Origin of the sequence: Streptomyces sp. NPDC051322, assembly GCF_040689485.1 — a bacterium.
Classification (GTDB): Bacteria; Actinomycetota; Actinomycetes; order Streptomycetales; family Streptomycetaceae; genus Streptomyces.
This window is the reverse complement of the sequence record NZ_JBFBAK010000008.1, coordinates 401605-413251: the sequence shown is the minus strand read 5'-3', so window position 1 is coordinate 413251 and position 11647 is coordinate 401605. Positions and strand designations below refer to the sequence as shown.

10 protein-coding genes are annotated in these 11647 nt (G+C 67.4%); 2 read left to right on the top strand and 8 right to left on the bottom strand.

The window, feature by feature from the left end; translation table 11 throughout:
* Positions 1-406: 406 nt before the first annotated feature.
* The 3 genes from AB0436_RS21130 to thyX form a co-directional block, all read right to left on the bottom strand.
* Entirely contained in the window at positions 407-2092 is a 1686-nt protein-coding gene (locus AB0436_RS21130; RefSeq protein ID WP_366469424.1) for a ribonuclease J, read from the bottom strand.
* Between the two features lie 201 nt (positions 2093-2293).
* The gene (gene dapA / locus AB0436_RS21125) at positions 2294-3193 is read right to left on the bottom strand and encodes a 4-hydroxy-tetrahydrodipicolinate synthase (RefSeq protein ID WP_366469423.1); all 900 of its coding nucleotides are present in this window, start codon (positions 3191-3193) and stop codon (positions 2294-2296) included.
* 190 nt (positions 3194-3383) lie between these two features.
* The gene (thyX, locus tag AB0436_RS21120) at positions 3384-5033 is read right to left on the bottom strand and encodes an FAD-dependent thymidylate synthase (RefSeq protein WP_366469422.1); all 1650 of its coding nucleotides are present in this window, start codon (positions 5031-5033) and stop codon (positions 3384-3386) included.
* A gap of 233 nt (positions 5034-5266) precedes the next feature.
* Here thyX and AB0436_RS21115 point away from each other — a divergent pair, with 233 nt between their 5' ends.
* Together AB0436_RS21115 and AB0436_RS21110 are read left to right on the top strand one after the other, a co-directional pair.
* Positions 5267-5506, top strand: a complete 240-nt coding sequence (locus tag AB0436_RS21115; protein WP_366469421.1) for a hypothetical protein — start codon at positions 5267-5269, stop codon at positions 5504-5506.
* A gap of 94 nt (positions 5507-5600) precedes the next feature.
* Positions 5601-6161 carry a hypothetical protein gene (locus AB0436_RS21110; RefSeq protein ID WP_366469420.1) on the top strand — a complete coding sequence of 187 codons (561 nt, stop codon included), beginning with the start codon at positions 5601-5603 and terminating at the stop codon, positions 6159-6161.
* A gap of 22 nt (positions 6162-6183) precedes the next feature.
* Here AB0436_RS21110 and AB0436_RS21105 read toward each other — a convergent pair whose 3' ends face one another.
* The 5 genes from AB0436_RS21105 to rpsO form a co-directional block, all read right to left on the bottom strand.
* Positions 6184-6636 carry a tetratricopeptide repeat protein gene (locus AB0436_RS21105; protein WP_365848818.1) on the bottom strand — a complete coding sequence of 151 codons (453 nt, stop codon included), beginning with the start codon at positions 6634-6636 and terminating at the stop codon, positions 6184-6186.
* A gap of 8 nt (positions 6637-6644) precedes the next feature.
* On the bottom strand, positions 6645-7400 hold the full coding sequence (dapB, locus tag AB0436_RS21100; protein WP_366469419.1) for a 4-hydroxy-tetrahydrodipicolinate reductase: 756 nt from the start codon (positions 7398-7400) through the stop codon (positions 6645-6647).
* A 65-nt stretch (positions 7401-7465) separates the two neighbouring features.
* Positions 7466-8845 carry a pitrilysin family protein gene (locus tag AB0436_RS21095; RefSeq protein ID WP_366469418.1) on the bottom strand — a complete coding sequence of 460 codons (1380 nt, stop codon included), beginning with the start codon at positions 8843-8845 and terminating at the stop codon, positions 7466-7468.
* On the bottom strand, positions 8842-11055 hold the full coding sequence (locus tag AB0436_RS21090; protein WP_366469448.1) for a polyribonucleotide nucleotidyltransferase: 2214 nt from the start codon (positions 11053-11055) through the stop codon (positions 8842-8844). Before AB0436_RS21090 ends, AB0436_RS21095 begins: the two co-directional genes overlap by 4 nt.
* A 278-nt stretch (positions 11056-11333) precedes the next feature.
* Positions 11334-11624, bottom strand: coding sequence for a 30S ribosomal protein S15 (gene rpsO / locus AB0436_RS21085; protein ID WP_067164948.1), 291 nt, complete (start codon positions 11622-11624; stop codon positions 11334-11336).
* Positions 11625-11647: the final 23 nt, after the last annotated feature.

The following is an 11647-nucleotide window of genomic DNA, read 5'->3' as shown; positions in this document are numbered from 1 at the left end:
TCTTGCGAGACGGGGTATCAACATATCTGGCGTTGACTTTTGGCACGCTGTTGAGTTCTCAAGGAACGGACGCTTCCTTCGTACTCACCCGCAGACATTCTCTGGGGTTTTCCTCCGGGCTTCCCTTCGGTCTTGCGTTTCCGACTCTATCAGACTCTTTCGTGTCCGATTCCCGGCCGGCGGGATTCACTTTCCAGTTCCACGCTTTCGCGTTTCCCTTTCCGGCGATTCCGACTTTATCAGAGATTCTGAGTCGGAATTTCCAGCCCGTGTCGGGCCGGTCCGAGCACACGAGTGTGTTGGGGGGTCCGTTCAGGTGGAGCCGTAAACGTACTGGAGCAGGGCGCCCCGATGCAAATCGGGGTCCCCGCTCCGGTACGAACCGCTGTGTCGGACCTCGACCGGGTCAGACCTCGACGACGACGGGGAGGATCATCGGGCGCCGACGGTAGTTGTCGGAGACCCACTTGCCCACGGTGCGACGGATGAGCTGCTGGAGCTGGTGCGGCTCCATGACGCCGTCCTGAGCGGACTTGTTCAGCGCGTCCTCGATCTTGGGCACCACAGCGCTGAACGCCGCGTCGTCGATGCCCGAGCCCCTGGCTTGGATATAGGGCCCGCCGACGATTTTGCCGCTCGAGCTGTCGACCACGATGAAGACCGAGATGATGCCCTCTTCGCCGAGGATGCGACGGTCCTTGAGCGAGGTCTCCGTGACGTCACCGACCGAGAGGCCGTCCACGTACACGTAACCGGCCTGCACCTTGCCGACGATCTTCGCTTTGCCCTCGACCAGGTCGACGACCACGCCGTCCTCGGCAATGACGATGTGGTCCTTGGGGACACCCGTCAAGGCACCGAGCTCGGCGTTGGCCCGCAGGTGGCGCCACTCACCGTGGACCGGCATCAGGTTCCTGGGCTTGCAGATGTTGTAGAAGTACAACAGCTCGCCGGCCGACGCGTGGCCCGAGACATGGACCTTCGCGTTGCCCTTGTGGACGACGTCGGCGCCCCAGCGGGTCAGCCCGTTGATGACGCGGTAGACCGCGTTCTCGTTGCCGGGAATCAGCGAGGACGCCAGGATCACCGTGTCGCCCTGGACGATCCGGATCTGATGGTCGCGGTTGGCCATCCGGGAGAGAGCCGCCATCGGCTCGCCCTGCGAGCCCGTGCAGACCAGCACGACCTCGTCGTCCGGCAGGTCGTCGAGCGTCTTGACGTCGACGACCAGCCCGGCGGGGACCCGGAGATAGCCGAGATCGCGGGCGATGCCCATGTTCCTGACCATCGAGCGGCCGACGAACGCGACCCGGCGCCCGTACTCGTGCGCTGCGTCGAGGATCTGCTGGATGCGATGCACGTGGCTGGCGAAGCTCGCCACGATGATGCGCTTGGGAGCGTTGGCGAAGACCGTGCGGAGCACGTTGGAGATGTCGCGCTCCGGCGGTACGAAGCCCGGTACCTCGGCATTGGTCGAGTCTGCCAACAGGAGGTCGATGCCCTCCTCGCCCAGCTTGGCGAAGGTCGGCAGGTCCGTGAGGCGCCGGTCCAGGGGGAGCTGATCCATCTTGAAGTCGCCCGTGTGCACCGCCATACCGGCGGGCGTGCGGATGGCGACCGCCAGGGCATCCGGAATGGAGTGGTTGACCGCCACGAACTCGCAGTCGAACGGGCCGATCCTCTCCCGGTGCCCCTCGGTCACTTCGAGGGTGTACGGGCGGATGCGGTGCTCCTGGAGCTTGGCCTCGATCAGCGCGAGGGTCAGCTTGGAGCCGATCAGCGGGATGTCCTGCTTCAGCCTGAGCAGGTAGGGCACACCACCGATGTGGTCCTCGTGGCCGTGCGTGAGCACGATGCCCTCGATGTCGTCGAGGCGGTCCCTGATGGACGTGAAGTCCGGCAGGATCAGGTCGATCCCCGGCTGCTCCTCCTCGGGGAAGAGCACGCCGCAGTCGACGATCAGCAGTCGGCCTCCGTACTCGAAGACCGTCATGTTCCGGCCGATCTCGCCGAGACCGCCGAGGGGGGTGACGCGCAGGCCGTTCTTGGGAAGCTTCGGCGGCGCGCCGAGTTCAGGATGCGGATGACTCAAAAGACTCTCCTCACCACGCACGCCACGTACCTAAGGCACGTGGCGCGCATGACATTCGTGCACTTGCTGTTGTCAGATGGTTGTACGTATTCAGTTGTGAAGCCTGTGCTGACGTCCCGGTGCTGCTGTCCCTGTTCAGGAGCCGCGTTCACACGTCACGTGCAGAAGTCGGGTTGAGAACTCAGGTGCAGAAGTCCGTGTTCAAAGTTCTACCCCGCCGGCCGCAAGATCGATCTTGAGCTGGGCCTTTTCCTCCGAGGTGAGCTCAACCAGCGGCAGCCGCAGCGGGCCGGCCGGCAGTCCCTGCTGGCTGAGTGCCGCCTTGGTGGTGATCACTCCCTGCGTACGGAACATGCCGGTGAAGACCGGGAGCAGCCGCTGGTGGATCTCCGTCGCCTTCTGTACGTCGCCCGCCAGGTATGCCTCCAGGAGGGCGCGCAGCTCAGGGGTGACCAGATGTCCCACCACGGAGACGAAGCCGCAGGCGCCGACCGAGAACAACGGGAGGTTCAGCATGTCGTCGCCGGAGTACCAGGCCAGACCGCTGCGAGCGATGGCCCAGCTGGCCCGCCCGAGGTCGCCCTTGGCGTCCTTGTTCGCGACGATCCGCGGATGCTCGGCGAGTCGGACGATCGTCTCGGTGTTGATCGGGACACCGCTGCGGCCGGGAATGTCGTACAGCATGACCGGCAGTTCAGTGGCGTCCGCGATGGCGGCGAAGTGCCTGAGCAGGCCCTCCTGCGGCGGCTTGTTGTAGTACGGCGTCACGGCCAGCAGTCCGTGGGCGCCCGCGGCTTCTGCGGCGCGGGCCAGTTCGAGGCTGTGCCGGGTGTCGTTGGTGCCGACACCTGCGATGACGTGGGCCCGGTCGCCGACCGCTTCCCGTACGGCTCGTACGAGGTCGTTTTTCTCCGCGTCGCTGGTGGTCGGGGACTCGCCGGTGGTGCCGTTGACGACCAGGCCATCGTTGCCTGCGTCCACCAGATGGGCGGCGAGCCGCTGAGCGCCTTCGATGTCGAGCGCACCGTCCGCCGTGAAGGGCGTGACCATAGCGGTGAGGACCCGCCCGAAGGGGGTCTGCGGAGTGGAGATCGGAGCCATGGGTACCACGCTACTCGCTGCTCACTGCGGTGCGTGCCTTCGGGGACGCCTTCGGGGGACGGGAGCGACGGAGCCCGGCACTGCCTGCTCGGGGGTTCAAGCAGTGCCGGGTCCGTTTGATCAGCCTAGATGAACTTCTCTAAACGGTGCAATACGGACACTTCGCGCGGGTGACCCGCACACCAGTGCTCTACGGGGCGACCCGGCCGTTGGTGTTGAAGGCCGCATGGGTGAGTGGCATGAGCCTCGCCCAGTGCTCCTCCATCTGCTCCCCGACCATCTCGATCTCCCGTTGCGGGAAGGACGGCACCTTCGCCAGCTCGTGCTGGGTGCGCAGCCCGAGGAAGTGCATCAGCGAACGCGCGTTGCACGTCGCGTACATCGAGGAGAACAGGCCCACCGGCAGCACCGCGCGTGCGACTTCACGCGCCACGCCGGCGGCCAGCATCTCCTGGTATGCCTCGTACGCCTGGCGGTACGAGTCCTCCATCGCACGGCCGGTGAGCTCCTGCTGTGCGTCGGTGCCCTCGACGAACTCGTACTTCCCCGGGCGGCCCTGCTGGACCAGCTTGCGGGCTTCGCCGGGAACGTAGAAGACCGGCTGGAGTTCCCGGTAACGACCGGACTCCTCGTTGTACGAGTTGTGTACGACGATGCCGTTGGCGAGGAAGTTGTGCCAGGGGCCCTCCACCGACAGGTCGTAGGTCATCTCCTCGCCGTCTTCGGTGATCGAAACAATCGCGTCCGGCCGAGCTACCGCGACCTTCCCGCCCTGTCGTGCGAGCGCTTCCTCCTCCGCGCTCTTCCTCGCATGGCACTCCTGGCACGCGGGGGCAAGATTCGCCTCGTCCAGCGCCTGGGCCAGGTCGCTCGCCACCGGGATCACATGGTCGAGTGCGAGTTCCTCGCGGGGGAAGGAACCCCTGCAGAGATGGCATACGTCCACATCGTTGATCAGCTGGGAACGTTGCATCGAGGTCCATACGCCGATCCCGCGTCGCAGACTCGGCGGCACCGGCCGCTCGGTGGGCGCTGCGGCTGTGGCCGCGGCCATCACCGCGTCGCCGACCGACAGCTCCCCCGCCTTCCGCCACCCTTCCGGCGTGAGAACGGCGTGGTCCACGGTGGAGCGGAGCACGCGGCCGCTCTCAGTTGTGATCTTGATCAGCGGCTTCACACCGGACTCGATCACATCGACGATCGGGGCACGGGTCGCGACCAGCGTCTCCTCGTCGTAACAACGCACCTGGTTCCCGCGGACCGGCTCCAGCTTCGGGATCCGGGCGCTCGGGTGCTCTTCCCGGAACTCGACGACTGCCGACTCGGCCGCCTCACGGTTCTCGTACAGCCCCAGGTAGTGGTTCTTGTCGCCGCTGTGGACCTGCGCCATCCACTTACCTGCCCCGGAATGCCAGGTGACTCCCCCCGCGGAGTGCGGCAAACGGTCCTCGACGCCGAGGTGCCAGAGCCGGTACAGATCCGCGATCGTTCGGCGCCGGAGGTTTCCTGCCTCACTCTCCAAGGTGATTTCGGTGTCGCCCGCGAGACACCATCCGACCCGGTGACGCATGAACTCCCGGAAGACGAAGATCGGGGCGCTGACGAAGAAGGTCATCGAGTTGTGCTCGAAGGGGCTCCCGTGGCGGTCTCGCATCAGGAAGTTGATGAGCCCCTTGGAGCGCTCAGGATCCTTCTGCAGCTCTTCCAAGGACTGCTCACCCGCCGTGGAGACTCGGGCCGCCCACAGCACGTCGGAGTCGCTCGCGCTGTGCTTGACCAGCTCGACGGTGACGTCGCTGCGGAAGCTCGGCTTGGGGTCTGAGGTGGGAGTGTCGCTCACCGGCGGGGTCCTTCCATTTGCATCGCTCGGGCGGCGCCCACTCTACGGCGCGGCACCGACAACGCCGGACGGCCGGACCGACGGCAGAATACTTCGGCCGATCAGTCGTAAACGGGCACCGATCGACAGCTTTGGACGTCTGTATCTGTAGAAGCGGATGTATCCGGGGAAGAACCCAGCCGGATGACCGCGTGATGCGTGATCCGAGTCCAGAGTCAAGGAGAAGTGCCCCTATGTTCCGCCGGCGAGAGGCCGTCCCGTTCGCATTTGTCGCCGAGGCCGACCACTTCCGCAGCAATGTCGAGCCGCCGTCCCGTCCACGCCCGAGCAGGTCCCAGCTCGCAGGGCACGCCCTGATCGGCGTCACCGTCATCGCGGGTCTCGTCGGATCGCTGCTGCTCGGGCTGCCTGCGCTGGCGGCGGATCAGTCACCTGCCGCCACCCATCATTCGGAAGCCGCACACGGACACTGACTCGTCCGGACCCCCTGGGGTGGTCGGCCGATCATCTCATCGGTAGCCTCACCGGGCACAGCCAATGGAGCGTGCTTGTGAGTGAGGACCAGCCGTGCCCCTGCCTTTCCTGACGGCCGACCGTGCGTTCGGCGCAGCCGCCGATCATTCCGACGATGTTGCGCTGCCGTTCGACGACCATGACCAGTGGCGGCGGCCGTACCGTCCCGGCCCCTGGCGGGTCGGGACGGCCGCGCTGCTTCTGTTGCTGGCTTCCTTCATACTGCTGGCCGCCGTGATCATCGCTGTCGCCGGGGCCGTGCCGGGCGGAATCGCCTGCCTGGGCCTCGGCCTGGCCGTCATCGCGGGTGCCCTGCGGCTGCTGCGGGTCGGCACCTGGGTGAGCCGGCACGGAGTCCGGCGGGTGGGCTTCTTGCGGACCCACACCGTGCCGTGGCGCCGGACCGCCGCAGTACGTACCGTGCAGCAGCCGGTTCGCTGGTTGGGGCTGCCGCGGACCGTCCAGGGGGAGGCGCTGGTACTGCTGCAGCAGAACGGCGAGCAGCTCGCTCCGCTGCTCACCGACCACAATGCCGACTTCCTGGCCCGCCACGAGGCCTTCGACCGCGCCGCCGACACCATCGAGGCGTGGAACGCCGAGTACGCGCGCCGGTAACCGACCGGGTGCCCGGTCGCTGTCAGACGCTCACCGGACGGCCCGCGTGCAGTGCGATGGCGCGCTGCATCGCCTTACGGGCGCGCGGAGTGTCCCGGGCGTCCTGGTAGGCGACGGCGAGCCGGAACCAGCAGCGCCAGTCGTCCGGGCTGTCCTCGGTCTCCTCCTTGCGGCGGGTGAAGACCGCGTCGGCCGAGTCCCGGTCGATACGGCCGCTCGGCGTACGGACCAACTCGTCCACCGGCAAACCGCCCTCGGCGTCCAGTTCCGCAGCGAGCCGGTTGGCGCGCTGGACGAACTGCGTGTTCTTCCAGAGGAACCAGATGCCGATCAGCGGAAGGATCAGCACGGCCACACCGAAGGTAACCGTGAGCAGCGTGCCGTTCTGGATGAGCAGCACGCCCCGGCTGCCCACCAGGAAGAAGTAGAAGACCAGGACGGCAGCCGTGACGAAGTAAGTGATCTTTGCGCGCATGGTCGCCGTCAGCTCAGATCGAGGAAGTGTTCCAGGCCGAGGGTCAGGCCGGGGGCGGTGACCACGCGGCGGACGCCGAGCAGGATGCCCGGCATGAAGCTGCTGTGGTGCAGGGAGTCGTGGCGGATGGTGAGCGTCTCGCCGGCACCGCCGAGCAGCACCTCCTGGTGGGCCAGCAGGCCGCGCAGCCGTACCGAGTGCACGGGGACGCCGTCGACATCGGCGCCACGCGCCCCGTCCAGGGCGGTGCTGGTCGCATCGGGCTGCGGGTCGCAGCCGGCCTTCGTCCGAGCCGCCGCGATCAGCTGTGCGGTGCGCTGTGCGGTGCCGGACGGGGCGTCCGCCTTGTTCGGGTGGTGCAGCTCGATGACCTCGACGGATTCGAAGAATCGTGCCGCTGCCTGCGCGAACGTCATGGTGAGCACGGCGCCGATGGAGAAGTTCGGAGCCACCAGCACGCCGGTCCCCGGCGAGCCCTCGAGCCAGCCGCGGAGCTCGGCGAGGCGCTCGTCGGTCCAGCCGGTGGTGCCGACGACGCCGTGGATTCCGTTGCGTACGCAGAAGTCCAGGTTGCCCATCACCGCTTCCGGGTGCGTCAGGTCGACGGCGACCTGGGCCCCGGCTGCGGTGAGCGCCTCGAGTGTGTCGTCGCGGTCGATGGCGGCGACCAGTTCGAGGTCGGGGGCGGCGTCGACGGCCCGCGCGGCTTCGGAGCCGATACGGCCCCCGGCGCCGATGACCGCTACCCGCAGCTTGCTGCTCATGCTCTCTCTTCCTTCGTGCTCGGACCGCTGGTGCTCGAAACCGCTCGTGGTCGGATCGCCCGCGGTCAGGAGACCGCTTCGTGGAGGCGGTCGGCCTGCTTGTCCTTCAGCGGGCCGATAACCGACAGGGAGACCCGCTGGTCAAGGATGTCGCGGGCGACGGAGCGTACGTCGTCCGGGGTGACCGACGCGGTCCGTTCCAGGATTTCGTCGACCGAGATCTGGGAGCCCCAGCACAACTCGCTCTTACCGATCCGGTGCATCAGCGCGCCGGTGTCCTCCAGCCCGAGCACCGTGGAACCGGCGAGCTGGCCGATGGCGCGGCGGATCTCGTCATCGGTGAGTCCGTCGGACGCCACCTGGGCCAGTTCCGCGCGGCAGATCTTGAGGACCTCGTGCACCTGGCTCGGCCGGCAGCCGGCGTAGACCCCGAAGAGCCCGCAGTCGGCGAAGCCCGAGGTGTACGAGTACACGCTGTAGGCGAGGCCGCGCTTCTCCCGGATCTCCTGGAAGAGGCGTGAGGACATACCGCCGCCGAGCGCGGTGTTCAGCACGCTCATGGCCCAGCGCCGGTCGTCGGTGCGGGCAAGACCCGGCATGCCGAGGACGACGTGCGCCTGCTCGGTCTTCCGGTTCAGCAGATCGACACGGCCTGCGGGCCGAACGGTGCGGGAGCCCTCGCGCGGGCCCAGCGGGACCGCGTCCGTGCGGGACAGGGCGCCCGCACGGTCGAAGGCCCGGCGGACCTGGCGTACCACCGTGGCGTGGTCGATGTTGCCCGCGGCAGCGACGACCAGGTGCGTCGGGTCGTAGTGCTTCTTGTAGAAGCGGGCGATCCGGCCGCGGTTCAGGGCGTTGACGGTGTCCACGGTGCCGAGGACCGGGCGGCCGAGCGGGGTGTCGCCGAGCATGGTGGCCGCGAAGAGGTCGTGGACACAGTCGCCCGGGTCGTCCTCCGTCATGGCGATCTCCTCGAGGATGACGCCGCGTTCCGCGTCGACGTCCTCGGGCGTTATCAGCGAGCCGGTCAGCATGTCGCAGACGACATCGATGGCCAGTGGCAGGTCGGTGTCGAGGACCCGTGCGTAGTAGCAGGTGTACTCCTTCGCCGTGAAGGCGTTCATCTCGCCGCCGACCGCGTCGATCGCAGCCGAGATGTCGAGGGCACTGCGCTTGGCCGTGCCCTTGAAGAGGAGGTGCTCGAGATAGTGGGTGGCGCCGTTCAGCGCGGGCGTCTCGTCACGGGAGCCGACGTTCGCCCAGATACCGAAGGTTGCCGACCGGACGGAGGGCAGCGTCTCGGTGACGATCCGCAGACCACCGGGAAGGGTGGTTCTGCGGACGGTACCTGCGCCGTTCTCGCCCTTGAGAAGCGTTTGGGTACGGGCGACGGCCCGCACCTCCGAGGAGGTGCGGGCCGTCGCCGCGGAACTACGGGACGTCACTTGTCGGAGTCGTCCTTCTTCTGGTCCTCTTCTCCCTCGATCACGGGGACCAGGGAGAGCTTGCCGCGCGAGTCGATCTCACCGATCTCGACCTGCACCTTGGAGCCGACCGCGAGCACGTCCTCGACGTTCTCCACGCGCTTGCCACCGGCCAGCTTGCGGATCTGCGAGATGTGCAGCAGGCCGTCCTTGCCCGGCATCAGCGACACGAACGCACCGAAGGTGGTGGTCTTGACGACCGTACCCAGGTAGCGCTCGCCGACCTCCGGCATGGTCGGGTTGGCGATCGAGTTGATCGTGGCGCGCGCGGCCTCGGCCTGCGAGCCGGCCTGGGCACCGATGTAGATGGTGCCGTCGTCCTCGATCGTGATGTCGGCGCCGGTGTCCTCCTGGATCTGGTTGATCATCTTGCCCTTGGGGCCGATGACCTCACCGATCTTGTCCACCGGGATCTTGACGGTGATGATCCGCGGGGCGTTCGGGGACATCTCGTCCGGGACGTCGATGGCCTCGTTCATCACATCGAGGATGTGCAGGCGGGCGTCCCGGGCCTGCTTCAGCGCGGCGGCCAGCACCGAGGCGGGGATGCCGTCGAGCTTGGTGTCGAGCTGCAGCGCGGTCACGAACTGCTTGGTACCGGCGACCTTGAAGTCCATGTCGCCGTACGCGTCCTCCGCACCGAGGATGTCGGTGAGGGCGACGTAGTGCGTCTTGCCGTCGATCTCCTGCGAGATCAGACCCATGGCGATACCGGCGACGGCGGCCTTGAGGGGCACACCGGCGTTCAGCAGCGACATGGTGGAGGCACAGACCGAGCCCATGGACGTCGAGCCGTTGGAGCCCAGCGCCTCGGAGACCTGGCGGATCGCGTAGGGGAACTCCTCGCGCGACGGCAGCACCGGCACCAGGGCGCGCTCGGCGAGCGCGCCGTGGCCGATCTCGCGGCGCTTCGGCGAGCCCACGCGGCCGGTCTCGCCGACCGAGTACGGCGGGAAGTTGTAGTTGTGCATGTAGCGCTTGCGGGTCACCGGGGAGAGGGTGTCCAGCTGCTGCTCCATACGGAGCATGTTGAGGGTGGTGACGCCCAGGATCTGGGTCTCGCCACGCTCGAAGAGCGCCGAGCCGTGCACCCGCGGGATCGCCTCGACCTCGGCGGCGAGCGTACGGATGTCCGTGACGCCACGGCCGTCGATACGGACCTTGTCCTTGATGACGCGCTCGCGGACCAGCTTCTTGGTCAGCGCGCGGTAGGCACCCGAGATCTCCTTCTCGCGGCCCTCGAACTGCGGGAGCAGCTTCTCGCCGGCGATCTCCTTGATGCGGTCGAGCTCGCCCTCGCGCTCCTGCTTGCCGGCGATGGTGAGCGCCTTGGCCAGCTCGGTGCTGACGGCGGCGGTGAGCGCCTGCAGGACGTCGTCCTGGTAGTCGAGGAAGACCGGGAACTCACCGGTGGGCTTGGCGGCCTTGGCGGCGAGGTCCGACTGGGCCTTGCACAGCACCTTGATGAAGGGCTTCGCGGCCTCGAGACCGGCGGCGACGACCTCCTCCGTGGGGGCCTCGGCGCCGTCCCTGACGAGCTGGATGGTCTTCTCGGTGGCCTCAGCCTCGACCATCATGATCGCGACGTCGCCGTCCTCGAGGACGCGGCCCGCGACGACCATGTCGAAGACGGCGTCCTCGAGCTCGGTGTGCGTCGGGAAGGCAACCCACTGGCCCTTGATCAGGGCGACCCGGGTGCCGCCGATCGGGCCGGAGAACGGCAGGCCGGCCAGCATCGTGGAGCACGAGGCGGCGTTGATCGCGACCACGTCGTAGAGGTGGTCGGGATTGAGCGCCATGATCGTCTCGACGATCTGGATCTCGTTGCGCAGGCCCTTCCTGAAGGAGGGGCGCAGCGGGCGGTCGATCAGGCGGCAGGTGAGGATCGCGTCCTCGGAGGGCCGGCCCTCACGGCGGAAGAAGGAACCGGGGATCTTGCCGGCCGCGTACTGCCGCTCCTCGACGTCCACCGTCAGGGGGAAGAAGTCGAGCTGGTCCTTGGGCTTCTTCGAAGCGCTGGTGGCCGACAGCACCATGGTGTCGTCGTCCAGGTACGCCACGGCGGAACCGGCGGCCTGCTTGGCCAGCCGTCCCGTCTCGAAGCGGATGGTGCGGGTGCCGAAGGTTCCGTTGTCAATAACGGCCTCGGCGTAGTGGGTCTCGTTCTCCACTAGCGTTTTCTCCATACTCGTCGTCTTTCGTCCCCTCGCCCGTGTAGCGGAGGACGGTGCGGAGAAGCGCTCCCTGAGTGCGGGACCGGTCTTCGATCGAAGCACCCGGGCGTTTTCCCGGGGGCCACTACCGAGGACCGGTGGCGGCGGGGGTGCGCCTCTCCTCGTTCGCTGTCGCGTTGTAAGCCCAGGTTACTGAGCCCGGTGCGGGTTCCGCACGTACAGCAAAGGGAGCGGTCCCCTGGATGTGGGGCCCGCTCCCTTGCTCACAGGCGTACTTACTTGGCACCGCCGGCCGCACCGCGGCGGATGCCGAGGCGGTCGACCAGCGCACGGAAGCGCTGGATGTCCTTCTTGGCCAGGTACTGCAGAAGGCGGCGACGCTGGCCGACCAGGATCAGCAGACCCCGGCGGGAGTGGTGGTCGTGCTTGTGCGTCTTGAGGTGCTCCGTCAGGTCCGAGATGCGGCGGGAGAGCATGGCGACCTGAACCTCGGGGGAACCGGTGTCGCCCTCCTTCTGGCCGAACTCGGACATGATCTGCTTCTTCGTAGCGGCGTCGAGTGACACGTTTACTCCTCGTGAGTGTTCAG